An 18,531-nucleotide genomic window follows, 5' to 3' on the forward strand; every position below is an offset into this window, starting at 1 on the left:
CTCATCCGGGCTACGTATCTCACGCGGAACGACGATCTTCAATCACGCCTTGATCTGGTCCAGCGCCGCCAGCACCTCGCTGGATGCGACCTCGACCCGGCCGATCTCATTGAGCGCTTCCTCGATGTGCCCTGAGCTGAACAGCCGCGCCGCTTCCTTGCCGTGGCGGTGCACCGCCTCGTGCGGGCGCTCGAGGTTGCGGAATGCCGGATCCCCGGCCAAACGCCGACCGCCTTCGCCATAGTACCATTTGCCGAGCCGGCACGTGTGATGATCGGAGAGCTCGTCGGCGCGCAGTTGCAGCCGGCCGACCGACATGTCGACCAGCCGCTTTTTCCAGATCACGTGGTCGGCCTTGGCCAGTCTCACCACCTGGTGGTCCAGCGAAAGCTTGGCGATCTCGCCCAGCATCTTGCCGACCTTCGCGTCCGTCTTGCCCATGGTGTCCGCGAGCGACATCACCTCGTTGGCATTGGCGGTCGCGAGATCGGCGATGATGGTGATGCCCTGTGCGACCTCGTCGGTCGCGGCGGACTGCTCGGCGAGAATGCCGGAGATTTCGTCCATCTTGGTGCTGACCACCGCGGTCCGGGTGCCGGCCTGATCGATCGCCTGCGCCAGATCGTCCATCTCGGACATGCCGACCTCGACCGCCTTGGCGCCGCCGGCCATGGCCTCGACGATGCCGCTCATCTCGCCCTGCAGCCGCTCGATGCGGCCCTTGATGTCCTCCGTCGCCTTGGTCGTCTGCTGCGACAGGTTCTTGACCTCGGCCGCAACGACGGCGAAGCCGCGTCCGAACTCGCCGGCGCGCGCCGCCTCGATGGTGGCATTGAGCGCCAGCAGGTTGGTCTGGTTGGCGATCGCGTCGATGGTGCCGACGATGGATCCGATCTCGGCGGAGGCGGCGCTGAGATCGGCGATCTTTGCCGAGGTGTCGCGCACGGAGCTGGCGATGCCGTTCATCGTCTGCAACGTCCGCCGCACCGCGGTCACGCTGTCCTCGACGGCCTGGCGGGTCGCGGCGGCCTCGGCTGCAGCCTGGGTCGACGTCGCCCGGATGGTGTGCACGGAGGCCTGCATCTCCACCGAGGCCGAAGCGAGGCTCTGGCAGCGCTCGGATTGATTGTTGGAGGCGCCGATCAGGCGCGCCGCGCTGATCGAGGCTTCGTTGCTGTTGATGCAGAGGTCGACGATGGAATCCAGGTCCTGGGAGGCGCGGGTAGCCAGCGCGATGCCCAGGCGATGGATGGCCTCGATCAGTTGCGGCTTGAGCCTGGCACGTAGCGCGGCAGCGTCGACATCAGCGACATCGCGGTTGAGCCTGCCGTCCGCCCAGTCGCCCAGGCACCGCGCCAGCGTGTCCTGGAAGGCGTCGTGTGCGTCCGTGTCGGGGGCGGGCGGGGCATCCGACGGTTCGTTCTTTCGGCTGCGGAATCCCAGCATCGTGCCTCTCATTGATGGCGAGCCCCGGCTGGCCTCGGAACGTCGCACGCAGGTGATCGACTCGGAACGCCGGCAGCCGTTGGTTCCACCGTGGTTCGGTTGTGGTTAACGGCGGGTTTCTCCCTGCAACCGGCGGTGGCGAGATCTGCTGGATCAGACTCTCGTGTTCCGCGTCGAGCCGGCATCCTTGACAGTTTGGTAAGTATTGGCTTACAGTAAGCTATGACTTACGAAGTGGCGCTGAACGTTTTGGCGGACCCGACGCGGCGGGAGGTGTTCGAGCGGCTGCGCGGCGGGCCGCGCCCGGTCCACGCGATTGCGGCGGGAATGCCGGTGTCGCGGCCGGCCGTCTCGCAGCATCTGAAGGTGCTGAAGGATGCCGGCCTGGTCGAGGAACGCAGCGAGGGGGTGCGGCGCATCTACGCTTTGCGCCGTGAGGGGTTGGCCGAGCTGCGCGACTGGCTCGACAGCTTCTGGGACGACGCGCTGCTCGCCTTCAAGATCGAGGCGGAGCGCACGCATCGGCAGACGAAAGGGAGGATCGATGAGTGAGGGTGCCGTGATCGCGCCGGTCCGGAAGCTTGTCCATGTCCGGGCGCCGATCGATCATGCGTTCGATGTGTTCACGCGCGGCCTGACGCGCTGGTGGCCGCATACGCATGGGGTCGGCCGCAAGCCGATCGAGAAGGTGCTGCTGGAGCCGAAGCTCGGCGGCCGCTGGCTCGAGATCTCCGAGGACGGCACTGCGACCACGGTCGCGACGATCACGCTGTGGGAGCCGCCGCATCGCTTCATCATGCTGTGGCAGGTCGATGCGCATTGGAAGCCGGATGCCGCGATGCGCTCGGAGGTCGACGTGCAGTTCGTGGCCGAGGGGCCCGGACGCGACCCGGGTCGAACTGCTGCACCACAAGTTCGAAACCATGGGCAGCGAGGCCGGCGCGTCGATGCGGCGGGATGTCGACGGCGGCTGGCCGGGGCTGCTGCAGCGTTTCCTGGCCGAGGCCGAGCGGCCGCCGGCGTCATCATGAGAAGTTCATCATAAGCGTGGGGAGATCGTGATGTCCGAGTTCGTCGTCCATTCCGTGCCGGGAAGCCCGTTCGGGCGCAGCGTGTTGATTGCGCTGGAGGAGAAAGGCGTTCCGTATCGGCTCGCGGCGATGGCGCCGGGTGACTCCAAGGGGGCGGCGCATCTGGCGCGTCATCCCTTCGGGCGCGTGCCGGCGCTCGCGCATGACGGCTTCGCGTTGTACGAGACCCAGGCGATCCTGCGCTATCTCGACCGCGTGCTGCCCGAGCCGGCCCTGACGCCCGCGGATGTCCGGCAGGCCGCGCGCATGGACCAGGTGATGAACATCAGCGACTGGTACCTGTTCCAGGGCGTGTGCAACGTCATCCTCTTCCAGCGCATCATCGGCCCGCAATTCTTCGGCACGACCACCGACGAGGCTGCGATCGCGCGCGCGATGCCGCAGGCGAGAGCCGTCATCGCGGAGTTGTCGCGGCTGCTCGGCGAGCAGCCATTCATGGTCGGCGATCATCTGTCGCTGGCCGATCTGCAGGCCGCGCCGCAGGCGAGCTTCCTGTCGCTGACGCCGGAATGGGCGGAGCTGACCGCCGGCCATCCCAATCTCGTCGCGTGGATCGAGCGGCTGGAGGCGCGGCCGAGCTTCAAGTCCACCACCATGGCGGAGCTGACGGCGCGAGCGCAGGCGGCGTAGGCCAAGCGGCGTCGATCCTGCTTCGGGTGTCGCGCTGCGACGGCCGTCGGGACGGATGGGCGACTTTCAGCCGCATGATTAATCCAGGTTATATCGCTGCGGACCGGTTCCATTTTAGCTGCGACGCAGGTCGAAGGCTTCGGCATCCGCCGCCCCCGATCGACCGCCACAGCGTCCCGATGACCGGATGACGAATCCGGGTCGGCGGGACGGAAGCGCGCGCACCCCTTGATGCTGCGATCAGAACCCGATCTCGCCGGCTGCTGCGTCTCCTGCACCCACGTCGATTCCGGATTCTGTGCCGCGCTGTTCAGGGCCTGCCGGGCGCAGTCGGCGCTGCCGCGGCTCAATCAGCAGTTCTTCAGCGTCCGGGCCGGCCAGCAGATCAAATGCCAGAGCGAGGCGCGCGACGACGTGCTCGTGCTCTGCAGCGGCTGGGCATTCCGTTACATCCAGTTGTCGGATGGCGGCCGCCAGATCCTGCGCTTCCTGCTGCCGGGCGACATCTTCTCGCCGGCGGCGATCTTCGCCAAAGGCATGAGCTTTTCGGCCAAGGCCTTGACCCAGGTCCAGGTCAGCCGGCTCGATGGCGAGGAGGTCCGCAAGCAGTGCCGTGCCGACGAGCTGGTCATGATGGAGGTGTTCCGCTCGCTCGGCGACAACGGTCGAGCCTCCTACGAGCTCATCACCGTGCTCGGCCAGCGTCCGGCCGAGCGCCGGATCGCGCATCTGCTGCTCAGCCTGATGCGGCGGGTCGCGGTGGACGGCGTGGTCCAGCACCACCGCTATCCGTTTCCCTTGAAGCAGCAGCACATCGCCGACGCCGTCGGCGTGACCTCGGTCCATGTCAGCCGCGTGCTCGCGCTGTTTCGCGATCGCAAGATCCTGACGATCGCGGAGGGCAGGCTGGAGGTCACCGATCTCGCCGAGCTGGAGCGGCTGGCGGCGCTGAACTGAGCCGGGCAGGGCAGTCGAGCGAGGCGTGCACAGGGCTGGTGCGGACGGTGGGACTCGAACCCACACGACGTTGCCATCGAGGGATTTTAAGTCCCTTGCGTCTACCGATTCCGCCACGTCCGCGCTTTGATCTTGGAGACCTGACGCATCATCCGGCGACGCCGGACGAGTTGCACTTTGACTCCAAAGCTCATCCTCTGCTTAAGCCAGCGCGAGCGCCTTGGTAAAGCCTCAATCCGGCCGTCACCAGCTGCTTTGAGATTGCCTTCGCGCTGAAGCGCTTTGTCAGGTCTGGGATCATCTGGTGCAAGACATGGACGAAGCGGCCGTTGTAAGGCACGGACCCATCACGAGAAAACGATTCGGATCCGCGTGCCTTGCGGACCAGTCGTTGAGCGAGGTGAGCGTGACGAATCCGAAGACCATCGCAGAGGCGAATGCTGCCGCCGTTCGGGCCGATGTCCGCGACCGATCGGCCCAAGATCGAGCCCAAGATCGACCCCATGGCTCGCGGCCGCTGCACGATCGGGGCTGCATGACCAGCGATCGGCTTCGCGTCGCGCTGGCCGCGGGACTGCTGGGGGTGGGATCGCTGCTGTCGGGCTGCGCCGGCATGAGCGACAGTGTGTCGACCGCCTTCGCGGATCCGGCCAAGTACGAGCTCTATGACTGCAAGCAGCTCGAGGCCGAGCGCAAGGCGCTCGCCGGGCGCGCGGCCGAGCTGCAGGGCCTGATGGCCAAGGCGGAGACCGGAGCCGGCGGCGCGGTGGTGGCCGAGGTCGCCTATCGCAACGACTATATCGCGATCCGAGGCCAGACCCAGTTCGCCGAAGAGGCCTGGCGCCGCAACAAGTGCCAGGAAACTCCGGCGCCGCAGCCGGCGGCCGCCAAGCCTGGGAGGCCGGTCAAGCCGGCGGCGCGCCCCGCGCGGCCGATGGCCTCCGGTGCGGGCACGCCGTCGACCCTGCCGCGGGATGGCTCGGTCTACTGAGACGGCGCTCTCCGCCTACGGCCGCCAGTCGTAGATCCAGCTCTGCCGCGCCGACAGGCGCTGCGGGCCGAGCGCCTTGATGCTGAGATCGCGGGCCAGCGCCAGCGGTCCGGTCATGTGATAGAGCCGGCCCTGGTTGCGCGCGGTGCGCTGCACCTGGCCGACGCGCGGGCGGCGCAGCTTGGCGTAGCGTTTCAGCGCAGCCGGGATCGCGCCGGGACCGTCCGGGCGCGCCTCGCTCAGGCTCTTGGCCAGCACCACCGCATCCTCGATCGCCATTCCCGCGCCTTGCGCCGCAAACGGCAGCATGGCGTGCGCGGCGTCGCCGAGCAGCGCGACGCTGCCCTCGGTCCATTCGATGCCTTCGGGGACGCCGAACAGCGCCCATTTGCGCCAGCCGTCGACCGCATTGAGCAGCAGCCGCGCCGTCGCCGGCCAGCGCGGCGGCGCGAACGCCGCCTTCAGCTCGCCCGGATCGCCCTCCGTGCTCCAGCCCGGCCGGTTCCAGGTGCCCGGTACCACCGCAACCACATTGACCTGCCGGCCAGCCGAGATCGGATAGGCGACGAGATGGGCCGCGGGACCCATCCAGAGCTGCACCCGCGCGGCGGTCAGTTCGCGCGGCAATTGCCGGGCGTCGAGCGTGCCGCGCCAGGCGATCAGGCCGGAGAACTCGGCGCGGACCTGCGGAAACAGATGGTGCCGGACCGTCGACCACACGCCGTCGGCGCCGATCAGCGCCAGCGCCACGTCCTGGCGGCGCTCATTGCCGCGGCGATGCACCACGGTGAGGCCCTTGGCGTGGGCGACGACGTCCTCGAACTGGCAGCCGAGCCGCAGCTCGACGTCCGGATGCGCCATCACCTCCGCGGCCAGCGCCGCCTGCAGGTCGGCGCGGTGGATCACCCAATAGGGTGCGCCCGCTGCCCGGCTCGCGGCCTCGCCGAGCGGCAGGCGGGCGATCTCGCCGCCGGCCCGCGCGCTCATGATGCTGACGGCGTCCGGCACCACCGCGCGCGCGGTCAGCCGCGGCCCGAGGCCGAGGTCGAGCAGGATCCGGCTGGCATTGGGTGAGAGCTGCAGGCCGGCGCCGACTTCCTCGAGCCGTTCGGCCTTCTCCAGCACGACGACTCGGAAGCCCTTGGTGGCGAGCGCGAGCGCGGCCGTCAGGCCGCCGATCCCGGCTCCCGCCACATAGACGGTACGCGATGCCACGACACGCCGATCAGGCGACGTCCTTCAGCACGCATTCCGGCGGCCGCGCCTCGCCGGCGGCGAGGTCCGGCGCATAGCGGTAGAGCGTCGAGCAATACGGGCAGATGATCTCTTTGTCGTTGCCGAGATCGAGGAACACGTGCGGATGATCGAACGGCGGATTGGCGCCCACGCACATGAACTCATGCGAGCCGATCTCGATGACGGGGACACCGGCATCGTTGTTGAAATGCGGGACGATGTTATCGGCCATCGGTATTACCTCGCGTGGCAACGGGAGCGTATGCGGTCAGCACGACGGAACAGGACGGGACTGAGGTCGCACGGCCGCACGCGTCGAAAACGGCGCGACCATACTGAGCCTTGATGCCAATTCCTAGTGCTGGGAACCCGCGTTTGATGCAACGCACGCCGTTATGTTGTGGCCTGTGGATTCGACACAAACTCAGGGCCGCCGAGAAGCCCTTCTTTCGTCGAGGCCGTTGTGTCAGGCACGGAAATTACTATGTCTCTTCGCATCGTTCCCGCGAAAACGTGAAGGCGGCGTGATCTCGAAGCGAATCAAGCTGGGACTCAGTCTGGCGCTGGCCGGGCTTGCCGTCAGCGCCGCGGTCGGCGCTGCGGTGTGGCCGCACGCCTATGGGGCCGGAGCCATCATGGCGGCGCAGGATGATCCGGCGCGGCTGTCGGAGCTTCAGGTCGCCTCGGTGCTGCAGACCGATCCGGCGCGCATCACCAGCGGCATCAAGGATGCGCTCGAAGCCGGCGATCCCGATCTCGCCGAGAGCTTCGTTGCGCTCGCGCGGGATCATCAGGTGGCACTCGACGACGCGCTGGTGCAGCGCGTGAGCGATGCGGCGGCCGCCGAGAAGGCGCCGGCCAGCGTTGCCAAGCGGTTCGCGACCGGGCTCGTCACCGGCCAGGCCGACGACGTCGCGAGCCTGTCCGGCACCGTGGCTGGCGACCTCTTCGTGTTCGGCGACATCCGCGACGCGGTGCGCGAAGGCAAGCATCTGGTGATGGGCGAGGAGACCGACCGCCTGGTGCTGGGCCTGGCCACGGCCGGCCTTGCCGTCACTGCCGCGACCTATGCCTCGGCAGGCACTGCCGCGCCGGTGCGGGCCGGGCTGACGCTGGTGAAGGATGCGCGAAAGGTCGGCCGGCTCGGCGAGGGGCTCGCCGCCTGGGCCGGACGCTCGGCGCGGGATGTGGTCGATGCGCCGCTGTTGCAGCAGGCGGTGGCCTCGGGCTCGGTGCTTCGTCCTGGCCAGACCGCGACCGCGATCCGCGCGGCGTTCCGCGCCGAGAAGGCCGGCGCGCTGGTGCGGCTCGCCAAGGATGTCGGCCGCATCACTGAGAAGGCCGGCACGCGCGGCGCACTGGATTCGCTCAAGCTCGCCGAAGGGCCGAAGGACATCGCCCGCGCGGCGCGGCTCGCCGAGGCCAAGGGCGGCCAGACGCGCGCGATCCTGAAGCTGCTCGGCCGCGGCGCGCTGCTGCTGTCCGCGGGGGCATTCAATCTCGCGCTCTGGCTGTTCGGCGCGCTGATGACGCTGCTCAGCTTCGTCGCATCGCTGAAGGCGATGACCGAGCGGGCCACCCAGGCCTGGCTCGACCGGAGCCGGCGGCGCCGCCTGCGCCGGATGCAGGCCGCGTCCTCCGCTCCCGAACTGGCCGCAACCGCGTCCTGCGGCTAGAGCATGATCCGGAAAAGTGGAAGCCGGTTTTCCGAAAAGATCATGCTCAAACAAAGGGATAAGATCATGATGCGATTCCGTGGAAGCGCATCATGATCTAGACTTCGTCCGACCAGCTTCACTCCAGCGTTCCGGGATTCGCGACCGATGCCGAGCTTTCACAACGGCGCCGTTGAAATTGCCTTCATCGATGAGGGGGAGGGCGATCCGATCGTGCTCGTCCATGGCTTTGCCTCGAGCAAGAACGTCAACTGGGTCTATCCGGCCTGGATCTCCGAATTGCGCAAGGATGGCCGCCGGGTGATCGCGCTCGACAATCGCGGCCATGGCGATTCGGCCAAGCTGTACGACCCCGCGCTGTACGCGATCGCGGCGATGGCGAGCGACGTCACCGCGCTGATGGATCATCTCGGCCTCGCCAGCGCCGACGTGATGGGCTACTCGCTCGGCGGCCGTATCGCCGCGCATATCGCGCTGACCGCGCCCGAGCGGCTGCGCTCGGCGATCTTCGGCGGCATCGGCATGGCGATGATCGAAGGCGGCGGACCCGGCGAGAACGTCGCCGTCGCGCTCGAGGCGCCGTCGATCGACGACGTGACCGATCCCGTGGGCCGCACCTTCCGCGCCTTCGCCGACCAGACCCGCTCCGACCGCCTGGCGCTGGCCGCCTGCATGCGCGGCTCGCGCGGCCTGATCTCGCGCGAGGACGCCGGCCGCATCGCGGTGCCGGTGCTGGTGGCGGTCGGCACCACCGACGAGGTGTCGGGCTCGGGTCCGGCGCTCGGCGCGCTCATCCCCGGTGCCGAAGTGCTCGACATCCCCAATCGCGATCACATGCGCGCGGTCGGCGACAAGGTCTACAAGGCCGGGGTGATCGACTTTCTGGCGCGGCGCTGAAGCCGTAGCCCGGGCGAGCGCAGCGACCCCCGGGGTTGTCCGAGCGGCGCGTGTGAACCCGCGTGTCGCTCCTGCCTTCGCCCTCTGGGCTTCGGCTGCCGTTCAAGCAGGTTACGGGAGGCGTTCCGCCGAGCCGTCCACGCGCTCGCCGCTGAACCACCTCGCCGCCGCAATCAGCGCCGTGAAGGTGGCGATCCACACCATCCGAGCGCCGTAACGGTCATGTGGGCCGGAGATGACGCCGCAGATCAGGGCGTTGCCCAGCAGCGCCAGGGTCACGGTGCTGGCGAGCAAAGCCACATCGTCGCCCCGCCGGCGCCAGATCGCGTGCGCTGCGATCGCCGCCGCCGCCAGCATCGAGGCCAGCGCGACTGGCACGTGCAGCCAGTTGACCACGGCGAAACTGATCTCCCAGTGCTGCTGATGCGCCGCGCGCATCTTCTTGACCTGCGAGGGGATGTAGCGCTCGATGATGCCATAGGTGTGCGGCAGCCAGCCGTTGGTGCCCTCACCGGTCGCCACATGCGCCAACTGCTCGGCGGTAGCGACCGCGGCGGCCTTGGCCTGCCACAGCGGATAGGCCGCGAGCGACCGCTTCACGATGAAGCCCATCTCGTCGTTCATGCCCTCGAAACGGCCGAGCTTGTCGAACATGCTGTGGCCCCACAGGAAGTCGTCGGCGGTGGGCGGCAGCTCGTTGCGATAGGGGCAGAGCTTCAGCTTCTCGCGGGCGCAATGGTCCTTCAGATATTGCGCCACGATGCCGTCCTGGAGCATGCGGCCGAAGGCGACCCCGGTGCCGCCCGGCGTCCAGGCGAACTGGCCGGACAGGGCAAAGTTGGCTGCGAGCAGCATCGCCGCACCCGCGACGATCGTCATGCTGGCCCGGACCAGGCCGGAGAGCGCGATCTGCCGGCGCAGCCAGGGATAGGCGATCCAGCCGGCGCAGCACAGGCCGAACAGCACGCCGAGCGTGGCGCTGTGGGTGGCGGAGGCGAAGGCCACGAAGCCAAACAGCGCGCATGTTTCCAGCATGGAGATCCGGCGGGCGTGCGCGACCATGATGTAGAGCGCCAGCACCGACAGGCCGGCGAAGATGTCGGTCAGCAGCATGCTGGCGAGCCAGGGCAGGGCGGTGGTCAGGATCAGCAGCAGGCCGATCCAGAGCAGGCGCAGCGGCTGGGCCAGCCCCAGCACGCGCAAGGTGAGCTGCAGGATCCAGAGCGTCGCCAGCGCCTGCAGGCCGAGATTGAGCCAGAAGCTCGAGCCCTCGCCGAAATGCAGATAGAGCCCGAAGACGGTCGAGCGGCTCGGCACCAGATAGCCTTCGTACCAGCGCGCAAGATAGCCCCCGGTGTCCCACTGCAGCAGCGGATAGCCGTTCCACAGCGCCGGCGCGACCAGGAAGAGCGGGATGACAATGACGGGGAGCCAGGCCAATCCGGCCTCGGTCGCGCGTTCGTCCAGGATCTGAGTGTTACTGATACCCGTGTCCCCCGATCAGGAGCACCGTGGCCGAAATATGGTCAGGGCGATATTCACTAGTAGACGCAGAGCGATGGATGGTAAAGCCGCTCCCGTGATCGAACGGGGGAATGGCCGGCCTTCTGTCCCCGGGTGGTTCCTTTTTGCCGCAGCCGCCGGTATCCGTCCCTTCCGCCCTCCCGCAGAGTGCCCCAGGTGCCGGAACCGATTGCTACCCCCGAGGCCCACCTTGATTTCGGGTTCCTGCTGCCCACTTTGAACCGACGCGGTGCCGAATGGCATGGCGGCGCAACCGGGACGTCATCGGCGGGACGTAAAATGTCTCAATCCCGTGTTTTCTGGGAGGCAGGCTGGCTGGAATGGATCGCCGGCCTCGCGCCTCCTGCAGAGGACATCGTTCCATGCGCCGTGCTATAAGTCCCGCCCACTGAAACTGCGAGAAGCAGCCATGGCTATGCATCAGACCAATCCGCAGCAGGGCAGCAAGCTGGCGACGCTTGATCCGATCTGGGATCGGATCCGCCACGAGGCAGAAGAGATCGTGCGCCGCGAGCCCGAGCTCGCGACCTTCATCTATTCAACCGTCCTGCACCACGGCCGGCTCGAGGATTCGGTCGTGCACCGCGTCGCCGACCGTCTCGATCATTCCGCGCTGTCGGGCGACCTGATCCGCCAGACCTTCAATGACGCGCTGCGCGACGAGCCGGACCTCGGCCATGCGTTCCGCGCCGATCTCGTCGCCGTCTACGATCGCGATCCCGCCACCTCGCGCTTCATCGATCCGCTGCTCTACTTCAAGGGCTTCCACGCCCTGCAGACGCACCGGCTGGCGCATTGGCTGTATCGCAACAGCCGCAAGGATTTCGCGTTCTATCTGCAGAGCCGCTCCTCGGCCGTGTTCCAGACCGACATCAATCCGGCGGCGCGCATCGGCCGCGGCATCTTCCTCGATCACGCCACCGGCTTCGTCTGCGGCGAGACGGCCATCATCGAGGACAACGTCTCGATTCTGCATGGCGTGACGCTCGGTGGCACCGGCAAGGAGAACGAGGATCGGCACCCCAAGATTCGTCATGGCGTGCTGATCGGCGCCGGCGCCAAGGTGCTCGGCAACATCGAGGTCGGTCATTGCGCGCGCATTGCTGCCGGCTCGGTCGTCGTGAAGCCGGTGCCGAACAACGTCACCGTCGCAGGCGTGCCGGCGAAGATCGTCGGCGAGGCCGGTTGTGCGGAGCCGTCGCGCACCATGGATCAGATGATCAACGCGATCGGGATCTGAGCCGCGACCGCGTCGGCGACAGCGAAGTCAAGACCTTCTCATCCAGGGAAATTCGTGCCAACACATCGGCGTCTGTGGATTTGACGATCCGCCGTTTGTCTTGAGTTTGTCTTGGCGGAATGAATGTGAGATCCACGGCGTCCCTTTCAGGTCGTTCGACATCGCCGGCTCGTCTTGCCTCGATCGGTGGGCTGGAATGTCGAACTCATAAGGACACGGACGTTCGCGCTGCAACGTCCGCATCATCTGCAAACCTTGCTGTCGATTGGAGATCACCGTGGACGTTCAGGAAGTCAGGAAGCTCGACGCGTATCTGAAGCGCGTGTTCGGCAATCCGAAGATCCGTGTGGTGCCGCGGCCGAAGAAGGAAGACTCCGCCGAGGTCTATATCGGCGAAGAGTTCATCGGCGTTCTGTTCGTCGACGACGAGGACGACGACCGCTCGTTCCAGTTCCAGATGGCGATCCTGGAAGACGATCTGGTGGAGTGAGTGCTGGAGCGTGTAGCCCGCATAAGCGTAGGCGATATGCGGGCTCACACGCCCCGGGCGAGAGAATCCGGATATCGCCGCGCCCATCCGGGCTACGACTGACTACTTCGTGGCATGCATCTGCGCCGTCAGCCGCTCCATGGCCGCGGCGACGTCCTGCCATTGTGACAGCCAGCCGCGCGGAAACCTGAAGGTCAGATCTGCGCCTTCGACACGGCGTTCGCTGAGGCACATGCCCGGCGTGGCGGCATCACGCGTGCAGCGGGCGACCAGCACAGGCTGCTCGGCCGTGAACAGATCCTCCATGTCGTACGCTGTGCCCGCGCGGAAGCTTCGCATGCTCAATCCGTCCTGCACCGACACGGCGGCCGGATTGAGATAGCGCGGATAGATCGTCTTCAGTCGCGTCTCCGGCGACATCGCGTCGTGATGTGCCGATATCGAGACGAAGATGCGATCGATCGGGTGCGGCGCCTGATCGATCTGGTCGGCGCTGACGTGATGCAGCGCCTCAGGCGGGGTGAGCGAGGGATATTCGAAGCCGAGATCGACGCGCTCCTGCGGCCCTGTATGGCGCTGGATCTTCACCCGGATGGCGGCCGCCGGCACGTTGAACACCGTGCCGCCGATGCTGACCGGCAGGCGTTCGGGCCCCTTGAAGGTGCTGGCGCGCCAGGTGGGCCAAAGCAGGTAGGCGACGAGGGCGACTGCGACCGCCGTCAGCACGCAGCCCAGGATGATCGGCACGGCGTGGCCATGTCCGTTCGAAGGGCGGGCACTGCGGACCGAAAACATCGTCATGGCGGGCAGGGGATCTCAAGGACCGAATCAGCGCCGACTATGCCACGGCGATGCGGCATTCTGCAGAAACTTACCTGCAGGGAGCCGCGCACCGGCCGCGGCCGCCATTAACCCTTCCTTAAGGATAATGTGGCGGGTGCGGTCGCTTTTTGCCAAACCAGCATCGGGCAGTTTTGCAAGTGTGTGAGTGCGTACGATGTCGGCAGAGGCGTTCAATTCCCTGTTCTCGCTCCTCATCGGTTTCGCCTTGGCCGGCGCCTTGGCGAGCGGCTACCAGGCCTATGCCGAACGTCCGCCGGGCTTCGAGCTGCTGCAGGAGGGCGTCACGCCCCGGCGGTTCGCCGCGGTGCCATTCCTGGTGTTCGCCGCGCCCTTCATCATCATGCGCAACACGCTGCGCGGTGCCCGCATCGAGCGCCGTCGCTTCGAGTTCGTGATGCTGGCGACCGTGATCGCCGGCTTCTGGAGCATGATGTGCGGCACCTTCGTGGTGATGACGCTGCGCGCCGCGGGCGTGCTGGCCTAGTTCCCGTGCCGGGCGCCGCCGCGGCGTTTGCTTGAAATCGCTCCGGAGCCTGTGCCAAGGTCGCCTGCGAACGGGAGACCTCGATGGCCATCTACGAACTCGACGGGCAGGCGCCCGAGCTGCCGGCGGACGGCAACTACTACATTGCCGACAATGCCACCGTGATCGGTCGGGTGAAGCTCGCCAAGGAGGTCACGGTCTGGTTCGGCGCGGTGATCCGCGGCGACAATGACTGGATCGAGATCGGCGAGAGCTCCAACATCCAGGACAATGCCACCTGTCACGTCGATCCCGGCTTTCCGCTGCGCGTCGGCCGCAACGTCACCGTCGGCCACAACGTCATTCTGCACGGCTGCACGGTCGAGGATGACGCCCTGATCGGCATGGGCTCGATCATCATGAACGGCGCGCACATCCGCCGCGGCAGCGTCGTCGGCGCCGGCGCCATCATCACCGAGGGCAAGGATTTTCCGGAATACGCGCTGATCATCGGTGCGCCCGCGCGTGTCGTTCGCACGCTGGAGCCGGCGCAGGTCGAGCGCATGGGCATCGCGGCCAAGGCCTATGTCGCCAAGGGACCGCGCTACACCAAGGGTCTGAAGAAGATCGGCTGACATCACGGCCGATGGAGCTGTCGGAGATTCCTCACGTCCCTTCGGATTCGCCTGCCTCCGCTGCGCTGGCGACACGTTCGTGGCCGCTCGCCCACAGCGCATGCTGTTCGCTGCCGTCCTGATAGGGATTGGCCTCGGCCGGAATGTTCTCGCGCGCGGCGCGCTCGCCCTGTTCAAACGGATCGGGGTCGGTGCTCATGCTGATGTCCTGCTCCTCTGTTTCGGTTTGGGCTTCGACTGGTTTCTGGACTTGTCGTCCGGCTCGTTCTTCCGTTTGCGCGCAGGCTTGCCTGCGCCATCGCCATCCTCCGCAGCGCTCTTGCGCAGCGCGTCCTTCAGATCCGCCGGTACGCCGTGCTTTTCCAACAGGTCCATGAACGCCTCGTCGGCGAGGTCCTGCAGACTCAGCATCTGATCGCGGCCCAGCTGCTTGAGCTTGTCGAACGTGTCCTCGTCAAAGGCGATCAGCTTGCGCACGGCTCCTTGCTCTCCTCGCCCCATCAATCCTCTCCGATCAACATTCGTTCCGGAACGCGGTCCGTCCGGTCGGGTTGAAGTGTAAAGGGAGACGGTCCCATGGCCAGGTTTTCATTGAGCACTTTGATCGTGATTGCAGGCCTCGGCACGGCCACTGCGGTGTTCGCGCAAGGCGGTGGCGGCGGTGCGGGCGGCGCTGGCGGTGGAGCGAGCGGCGGCGGCGCGCCGAGCGCGGGGGCCGCCGGCGCCGGCACGACCGGGACCGCCGGAAGCGGCAGCAATCCCTCACAGTCATCGCAACCGGGCGCGGCAGGTGCCAACGGGACTAACAGCCTGGGCACGGCGCAATCGTCCGGCTCCGGCGCGAGCGGGGCGGGGGCGAGCAATTCCGCTGTCACGATCGGCTTGGGTCATGGAGGAGACGGAGGGACCGCTGCAACAGGCCCGAACCGTACCGGTGATGCGACCGATGTGCAGATTCAGCAGGAGAACAACGCGGTCGACCGGAAGGTGAAGAGCATCTGTCGCGGTTGCTGAATGTTGCCCGCCGCTCCAGACGTCACGCAACGACATCGAGATCGCGCAGATGTGAGCGGGTTTGCCCGCGCGCTGTTCCAAATCCGGCTTAGAGACTTCCGGCTGGGAGCACCGAGTACACTGACGCTCTCATGCCGCTTGAATTTGGAGACGGATCGATGCGCAAGAGATTGATGGGATTGTTGGCGGGTGCCGTGATTGCGGCGGCAATGATGCCGGGCATGGCGTCGGCGCACGGGCCGGGCGGTTTCCATCATGGCTTCGGCCATCATGGCTTTGGCCCGGGTTTCGGACTCGGGTTCGGCTTCGGTTTTGGCTATCCCGGCTACTACGGATACGGAGGCTATCCCTACTACTACCCGTACACCTACGAGGATCTCGGCGGCTGCTACGTCGCGCGCAAGCGTGTGCGGACAGCGCACGGCTGGCGCTATCGCAACGTCGAGGTGTGTGAATGAAGTTTGGGCGAGGCGGCCGGCCGATCCGGTCACTTCGCCTTAACGACATCTCGTGACCATTTGTTGCCGCTCCGATCGGCGGAGCGGCAACGGAGAAGTAGCTGGCGCAACGCTTGCATGGGATCCAGGCATGATGAACACACTCACATCCCCTGAACTCACGTTTGTCTTCATGGGCGTCGTCGTCAGCCTGGGCGCCGCGCTGGTCTGGATGGCCTGGGAGCTCGAGCAGGGCGGCAGGCAGCTGGCGAAGATTCGTCGCGACGATCGTCGGCCGCGCTAACAGCCGCCGGTCCGGCGCCCGAGCGCAAGCGACAGCCGGCAAGCGACTTGCGGGAAGTCTCGCGGGGCAGTCTTCCGTGTTCGCTCGCCCCGGGCCGCGGCTGTCAGCTCAGCACGCCATATTTCTTGAACCACGCCTGCATCTGCGCCCAGCCGTCCTCCGCGGCGTCCTTGCGATAGCTGGGGCGGTAGTCGGCGTGGAAGCCATGCGGCGCGCCCGGATAGATCTTGAACTCGGCGGTCTTCTTGTTGGCGGCGAGCGCGGCCTTCATGGCCTCGACGCTGGCGACGGGAATGCCGGTGTCGGCTTCGCCGTAGAGGCCGAGCACGGGCGCCTTCATCTCCGGCGCAAGCTGCGTCGGGCTCTTCGGCCAGGCGGGATTGGGCGGGTCGATCAGCGGGCCGTAGAACGCAACGCCCGCCTTCAGCGCCGAACTATGCGCCGCATACTCCCACACGTTGCGGCCGCCGCGGCAGAAGCCGACGATGCCGAGACGCGAGGTGTCGCCGCCCTGCGACTTGGCCCAGGCCACGGTGGCGTCGAGGTCCGACAGCAGTTCCGCGTCGGGCTTGGCATTCACGATCGGCAGCAGGTCCTTGATCTCGGTGATCTTGGTGAGGTCGGTCCCGCTGCGGAAGTAGTAGTCCGGCGCCACGGCGAGCGCGCCGAGCTTGGCGAGACGACGCGTCACGTCCTTGATGTACTGATGCAGGCCGAAGATCTCCATCGCGACCAGCACGACGGGCGGATTGCCGGCGCTGGCGGGGCGCGCGAAATAGGCCGGCATGTCGCGGTCGCCGACCTTGATCTTCGCATCTCCGGCATTCAGGCCATTGGTGTCGGTGGTAACGACCTCGGCCCGCACCGGGCCGGCAGCCAGCGTGTAGCCGGCCGTCACGGCAGCGGACGCTGTCATGAAGCCGCGGCGTGAGAAGGGGGCGACTGTGGTCAGCCCGATGACATCGGACGTCAGTGCTGGATCGGCGGACATGGGGGCTCCTCTGCGTCTTCAGGGCGCATTGAGCCGAGAATTGGCTGGGAAAAGCAAGTCACCAGCCGGAGAGCCGCGGTCGTCGGATCCGTTCCGGGCGGTCGAACGCGCCGCCACAAAGAACAAGGCCGTCGGCGCAGTATGGCGCCAACGACCTTGCCAGCCCCGGATATTGAAATTGGCCCTGTGCCATCCTGAAATTGGCTCGCCATCCGGTGCAGGCAGGATGGCGTGACTCCCGGTTTCAATCTGTGAAGCACTTCACAGGGTCCCGGGAAAATTCGGCGGGAATTCTACGAGCAGGCGTCAGAACCGGGCGTCTCAGGATCGGTTGCGACGATGCCGATGGCTGCTGCGGCTGGCATGGGCGCGGGCGCGGATGCTGCGGTTGCGTGGAGCAGGCGCGGCCTGCTCCGAGCTCTGCGTGCTGGCGAAGGACTGGCGCAGGCCATCGATGGAGTCCTTCAGGGTCGAGACCTGGTCCGACAGCCGCTTGGTGTCGGCCTGCTGGGCCGCGAGCAGGCGGCGCATGCTCTGCAGTTGCTCCTGCATCATCTGCAACTGATCGATCGATTCCTGCTGGGTGGCCTCCAGGCCCTTGGTCTTCTCCACCAATTGCTCGGATGCCTGCACCGTGCGCGCCTGCAACTGCCGCGTCACCGCGCCGCGCTCGGTTTCCGGCGCGCCGCCATAGGCACGCCACAACATGATGCCGCCGATGCCCGCGACCAGCACCACGAGCGTCGCGGCGGCGAGCGCGATCGGCTGGGCGCCCTTGACGGGGCTCGGGCTGAGCTTCTCGGGGTAGCGTCTGGTGTCGCGCGTCACCGGATTCATCACGAAACCACCCAAATTGAAAAAGCTTCGGATGCTCCTCCCGAAAACTGGGAGAGGCGAAAAACTCGAGCAGAGAACGCTGTCCGCCGAGCCCGCAAATCGTGCATCTGGCGAACGAACCAAGTCGTCAACGTTTGATTAGGAAATCCGACAAAAGCGAGGCCTGCAAGCCCGAAATCGCGCGGTCGCAGCGGTTCCAGATCGCGGTCGCGACCAGCCGAAAACTGCGGACGGACAAATGCTTACTGCGTTGCGCTGCAGTTCCGGCAGATCGTGAGCTTCTGCTTGAGGCGGGCCTCGTCGGCGAGGTCGGCCGCCTGTTCCTCCTCCCAGCTCATCCGGCCGCGATAACCGGAGCTCGATTGCGCGGACATCACGTCGACCCGCGAGTCGCCGCGGCGCTTGGCGCCTTTGCGCGGCGTGCCGATGTCCGGCTCCGTCACCATCTCGGTGTCGGCGTCGGAGGTGGCGACACGGCCGTCCCAGTCGGCCGCAGCGCTCGTCGGCTGCGCGGTAATCACGGCGGGCGTAGCGGCCATCGCCGGCGCGGCTGCAGGTGTGCCGGCCGAGGCCAGCGGTCCCGAGCAGCCGGTGCCGGACATGCAGCAGTTCGCCAGGGTCAGGGCCGCGGCCAGCAAGGTCGCGCTTCGCAGGATCATCATCATGCCGACAACCTAAACCCGACGGTCGAGGGAAAACAAGGTTGGCCGGCCGGTGCCGCGCCCCGCCGGCGACATATCGTCAAAGCAAGGCCAAAAAAAGTTGCGCATCGAGACGGCCTCACGCGAAGCGATGCCGTGCCTCTCACCGTCCGCGACCGGCGGCAAGA

The 18,531-nt window shown here is 66.8% G+C and carries 23 protein-coding genes, 1 tRNA gene and 1 pseudogene; 14 read left to right on the plus strand and 11 right to left on the minus strand.

Translation table 11 applies throughout. The annotated features are described in order from the left end of the window. Positions 1 to 42 precede the first annotated feature (42 nt). The gene (locus tag ACQR10_RS11665; RefSeq protein ID WP_315801082.1) at positions 43 to 1,446 is read right to left on the minus strand and encodes a methyl-accepting chemotaxis protein; all 1,404 of its coding nucleotides are present in this window, start codon (positions 1,444 to 1,446) and stop codon (positions 43 to 45) included. 222 nt (positions 1,447 to 1,668) lie between these two features. Between ACQR10_RS11665 and ACQR10_RS11670 the strand changes: the two genes are divergently transcribed. From ACQR10_RS11670 to ACQR10_RS11685, 4 genes and pseudogenes are all read left to right on the plus strand, one after another. Then, on the plus strand, positions 1,669 to 1,998 hold the full coding sequence (locus tag ACQR10_RS11670; RefSeq protein WP_315801081.1) for an ArsR/SmtB family transcription factor: 330 nt from the start codon (positions 1,669 to 1,671) through the stop codon (positions 1,996 to 1,998). After that, positions 1,991 to 2,477, plus strand: a pseudogene (locus ACQR10_RS11675) (SRPBCC family protein). Before ACQR10_RS11670 ends, ACQR10_RS11675 begins: the two are co-directional and overlap by 8 nt. 30 nt (positions 2,478 to 2,507) lie before the next feature. Further along, positions 2,508 to 3,167 (plus strand): glutathione S-transferase family protein, encoded by a 660-nt coding sequence (locus ACQR10_RS11680; protein WP_315801079.1) that lies wholly within the window; start codon positions 2,508 to 2,510, stop codon positions 3,165 to 3,167. Between the two features lie 231 nt (positions 3,168 to 3,398). Next, on the plus strand, positions 3,399 to 4,124 hold the full coding sequence (locus tag ACQR10_RS11685) for a Crp/Fnr family transcriptional regulator (RefSeq protein ID WP_315801078.1): 726 nt from the start codon (positions 3,399 to 3,401) through the stop codon (positions 4,122 to 4,124). Between the two features lie 36 nt (positions 4,125 to 4,160). Here ACQR10_RS11685 and ACQR10_RS11690 read toward each other — a convergent pair. Beyond that, positions 4,161 to 4,247: transfer RNA gene (locus ACQR10_RS11690), tRNA-Leu, on the minus strand. A 412-nt stretch (positions 4,248 to 4,659) separates the two neighbouring features. Between ACQR10_RS11690 and ACQR10_RS11695 the strand changes: the two genes are divergently transcribed. Beyond that, on the plus strand, positions 4,660 to 5,115 hold the full coding sequence (locus ACQR10_RS11695; protein ID WP_315801077.1) for a hypothetical protein: 456 nt from the start codon (positions 4,660 to 4,662) through the stop codon (positions 5,113 to 5,115). 15 nt (positions 5,116 to 5,130) lie between these two features. Here ACQR10_RS11695 and ACQR10_RS11700 read toward each other — a convergent pair whose 3' ends face one another. Both ACQR10_RS11700 and ACQR10_RS11705 read right to left on the minus strand, forming a co-directional pair. Then, positions 5,131 to 6,330, minus strand: coding sequence for an FAD-dependent monooxygenase (locus ACQR10_RS11700; RefSeq protein ID WP_316215988.1), 1,200 nt, complete (start codon positions 6,328 to 6,330; stop codon positions 5,131 to 5,133). Positions 6,331 to 6,340: 10 nt separating this feature from the next. Further along, positions 6,341 to 6,583, minus strand: coding sequence for a zinc-finger domain-containing protein (locus ACQR10_RS11705; protein WP_315714692.1), 243 nt, complete (start codon positions 6,581 to 6,583; stop codon positions 6,341 to 6,343). Between the two features lie 292 nt (positions 6,584 to 6,875). Between ACQR10_RS11705 and ACQR10_RS11710 the strand changes: the two genes are divergently transcribed. Beyond that, positions 6,876 to 8,027: a hypothetical protein gene (locus ACQR10_RS11710; protein ID WP_410051404.1), complete on the plus strand. Its 1,152-nt coding sequence runs from the start codon at positions 6,876 to 6,878 to the stop codon at positions 8,025 to 8,027. Positions 8,028 to 8,174: 147 nt separating this feature from the next. Then, complete coding sequence (locus tag ACQR10_RS11715; protein WP_316215989.1) at positions 8,175 to 8,924, plus strand: alpha/beta fold hydrolase; 750 nt, start codon at positions 8,175 to 8,177, stop codon at positions 8,922 to 8,924. Between the two features lie 111 nt (positions 8,925 to 9,035). On the opposite strand, the gene ACQR10_RS11720 is transcribed toward ACQR10_RS11715, so the two are convergent. Beyond that, entirely contained in the window at positions 9,036 to 10,364 is a 1,329-nt protein-coding gene (locus ACQR10_RS11720; RefSeq protein WP_410051405.1) for a hypothetical protein, read from the minus strand. Between the two features lie 493 nt (positions 10,365 to 10,857). On the opposite strand from ACQR10_RS11720, the gene cysE reads away from it, so the two are divergent. Continuing rightward, complete coding sequence (gene cysE, locus ACQR10_RS11725) at positions 10,858 to 11,688, plus strand: serine O-acetyltransferase (RefSeq protein ID WP_316176981.1); 831 nt, start codon at positions 10,858 to 10,860, stop codon at positions 11,686 to 11,688. A 277-nt stretch (positions 11,689 to 11,965) separates the two neighbouring features. Then, the gene (locus tag ACQR10_RS11730) at positions 11,966 to 12,178 is read left to right on the plus strand and encodes a DUF3126 family protein (protein WP_006611186.1); all 213 of its coding nucleotides are present in this window, start codon (positions 11,966 to 11,968) and stop codon (positions 12,176 to 12,178) included. A gap of 102 nt (positions 12,179 to 12,280) precedes the next feature. Here ACQR10_RS11730 and ACQR10_RS11735 read toward each other — a convergent pair whose 3' ends face one another. Next, on the minus strand, positions 12,281 to 12,979 hold the full coding sequence (locus ACQR10_RS11735) for a hypothetical protein (RefSeq protein ID WP_316215990.1): 699 nt from the start codon (positions 12,977 to 12,979) through the stop codon (positions 12,281 to 12,283). A 196-nt stretch (positions 12,980 to 13,175) separates the two neighbouring features. Here ACQR10_RS11735 and ACQR10_RS11740 point away from each other — a divergent pair, with 196 nt between their 5' ends. Together ACQR10_RS11740 and ACQR10_RS11745 are read left to right on the plus strand one after the other, a co-directional pair. Next, on the plus strand, positions 13,176 to 13,505 hold the full coding sequence (locus tag ACQR10_RS11740) for a DUF6949 family protein (RefSeq protein ID WP_009027540.1): 330 nt from the start codon (positions 13,176 to 13,178) through the stop codon (positions 13,503 to 13,505). Positions 13,506 to 13,588: 83 nt separating this feature from the next. Beyond that, the gene (locus ACQR10_RS11745; RefSeq protein WP_315801072.1) at positions 13,589 to 14,119 is read left to right on the plus strand and encodes a gamma carbonic anhydrase family protein; all 531 of its coding nucleotides are present in this window, start codon (positions 13,589 to 13,591) and stop codon (positions 14,117 to 14,119) included. A 31-nt stretch (positions 14,120 to 14,150) separates the two neighbouring features. On the opposite strand, the gene ACQR10_RS11750 is transcribed toward ACQR10_RS11745, so the two are convergent. Beyond that, positions 14,151 to 14,318: a hypothetical protein gene (locus ACQR10_RS11750; RefSeq protein ID WP_315801071.1), complete on the minus strand. Its 168-nt coding sequence runs from the start codon at positions 14,316 to 14,318 to the stop codon at positions 14,151 to 14,153. Further along, positions 14,315 to 14,620, minus strand: a complete 306-nt coding sequence (locus ACQR10_RS11755; RefSeq protein WP_315801070.1) for a hypothetical protein — start codon at positions 14,618 to 14,620, stop codon at positions 14,315 to 14,317. Before ACQR10_RS11755 ends, ACQR10_RS11750 begins: the two co-directional genes overlap by 4 nt. 75 nt (positions 14,621 to 14,695) lie before the next feature. On the opposite strand from ACQR10_RS11755, the gene ACQR10_RS11760 reads away from it, so the two are divergent. The 3 genes from ACQR10_RS11760 to ACQR10_RS11770 all read left to right on the plus strand — a co-directional run bounded on the left by ACQR10_RS11760 (position 14,696) and on the right by ACQR10_RS11770 (position 15,874). Then, entirely contained in the window at positions 14,696 to 15,133 is a 438-nt protein-coding gene (locus ACQR10_RS11760) for a hypothetical protein (RefSeq protein ID WP_316215991.1), read from the plus strand. Positions 15,134 to 15,291: 158 nt separating this feature from the next. Beyond that, complete coding sequence (locus tag ACQR10_RS11765; RefSeq protein ID WP_315801068.1) at positions 15,292 to 15,591, plus strand: hypothetical protein; 300 nt, start codon at positions 15,292 to 15,294, stop codon at positions 15,589 to 15,591. 130 nt (positions 15,592 to 15,721) lie between these two features. Next, positions 15,722 to 15,874, plus strand: coding sequence for a hypothetical protein (locus ACQR10_RS11770; protein WP_315801393.1), 153 nt, complete (start codon positions 15,722 to 15,724; stop codon positions 15,872 to 15,874). A 103-nt stretch (positions 15,875 to 15,977) separates the two neighbouring features. Here ACQR10_RS11770 and ACQR10_RS11775 read toward each other — a convergent pair whose 3' ends face one another. From ACQR10_RS11775 to ACQR10_RS11785, 3 genes are all read right to left on the minus strand, one after another. Continuing rightward, positions 15,978 to 16,790: a dienelactone hydrolase family protein gene (locus ACQR10_RS11775; protein WP_434911967.1), complete on the minus strand. Its 813-nt coding sequence runs from the start codon at positions 16,788 to 16,790 to the stop codon at positions 15,978 to 15,980. A gap of 396 nt (positions 16,791 to 17,186) precedes the next feature. Beyond that, positions 17,187 to 17,702 (minus strand): hypothetical protein, encoded by a 516-nt coding sequence (locus tag ACQR10_RS11780; RefSeq protein ID WP_316215993.1) that lies wholly within the window; start codon positions 17,700 to 17,702, stop codon positions 17,187 to 17,189. A gap of 242 nt (positions 17,703 to 17,944) precedes the next feature. Beyond that, positions 17,945 to 18,367: a hypothetical protein gene (locus ACQR10_RS11785; protein WP_315801065.1), complete on the minus strand. Its 423-nt coding sequence runs from the start codon at positions 18,365 to 18,367 to the stop codon at positions 17,945 to 17,947. Positions 18,368 to 18,531 lie beyond the last annotated feature (164 nt).

Source organism: Bradyrhizobium sp. HKCCYLRH2060, from assembly GCF_051168135.1.
In the GTDB taxonomy this organism is placed as follows: domain Bacteria; phylum Pseudomonadota; class Alphaproteobacteria; order Rhizobiales; family Xanthobacteraceae; genus Bradyrhizobium.

Bases quoted from the DNA above. Each gene is read 5' to 3' on its own strand.
- ACQR10_RS11665 (WP_315801082.1), bottom strand. From the start codon at position 1,446: ATGCTGGGATTCCGCAGCCGAAAGAACGAACCGTCGGATGCCCCGCCC.
- ACQR10_RS11670 (WP_315801081.1), top strand. From the start codon at position 1,669: ATGACTTACGAAGTGGCGCTGAACGTTTTGGCGGACCCGACGCGGCGG.
- ACQR10_RS11680 (WP_315801079.1), top strand. From the start codon at position 2,508: ATGTCCGAGTTCGTCGTCCATTCCGTGCCGGGAAGCCCGTTCGGGCGC.
- ACQR10_RS11685 (WP_315801078.1), top strand. From the start codon at position 3,399: ATGCTGCGATCAGAACCCGATCTCGCCGGCTGCTGCGTCTCCTGCACC.
- ACQR10_RS11695 (WP_315801077.1), top strand. From the start codon at position 4,660: ATGACCAGCGATCGGCTTCGCGTCGCGCTGGCCGCGGGACTGCTGGGG.
- ACQR10_RS11705 (WP_315714692.1), bottom strand. From the start codon at position 6,583: ATGGCCGATAACATCGTCCCGCATTTCAACAACGATGCCGGTGTCCCC.
- ACQR10_RS11715 (WP_316215989.1), top strand. From the start codon at position 8,175: ATGCCGAGCTTTCACAACGGCGCCGTTGAAATTGCCTTCATCGATGAG.
- cysE (WP_316176981.1), top strand. From the start codon at position 10,858: ATGGCTATGCATCAGACCAATCCGCAGCAGGGCAGCAAGCTGGCGACG.
- ACQR10_RS11735 (WP_316215990.1), bottom strand. From the start codon at position 12,979: ATGACGATGTTTTCGGTCCGCAGTGCCCGCCCTTCGAACGGACATGGC.
- ACQR10_RS11740 (WP_009027540.1), top strand. From the start codon at position 13,176: ATGTCGGCAGAGGCGTTCAATTCCCTGTTCTCGCTCCTCATCGGTTTC.
- ACQR10_RS11745 (WP_315801072.1), top strand. From the start codon at position 13,589: ATGGCCATCTACGAACTCGACGGGCAGGCGCCCGAGCTGCCGGCGGAC.
- ACQR10_RS11750 (WP_315801071.1), bottom strand. From the start codon at position 14,318: ATGAGCACCGACCCCGATCCGTTTGAACAGGGCGAGCGCGCCGCGCGC.
- ACQR10_RS11755 (WP_315801070.1), bottom strand. From the start codon at position 14,620: ATGGGGCGAGGAGAGCAAGGAGCCGTGCGCAAGCTGATCGCCTTTGAC.
- ACQR10_RS11760 (WP_316215991.1), top strand. From the start codon at position 14,696: ATGGCCAGGTTTTCATTGAGCACTTTGATCGTGATTGCAGGCCTCGGC.
- ACQR10_RS11765 (WP_315801068.1), top strand. From the start codon at position 15,292: ATGCGCAAGAGATTGATGGGATTGTTGGCGGGTGCCGTGATTGCGGCG.
- ACQR10_RS11770 (WP_315801393.1), top strand. From the start codon at position 15,722: ATGATGAACACACTCACATCCCCTGAACTCACGTTTGTCTTCATGGGC.
- ACQR10_RS11775 (WP_434911967.1), bottom strand. From the start codon at position 16,790: ATGACAGCGTCCGCTGCCGTGACGGCCGGCTACACGCTGGCTGCCGGC.
- ACQR10_RS11780 (WP_316215993.1), bottom strand. From the start codon at position 17,702: ATGAATCCGGTGACGCGCGACACCAGACGCTACCCCGAGAAGCTCAGC.
- ACQR10_RS11785 (WP_315801065.1), bottom strand. From the start codon at position 18,367: ATGATGATGATCCTGCGAAGCGCGACCTTGCTGGCCGCGGCCCTGACC.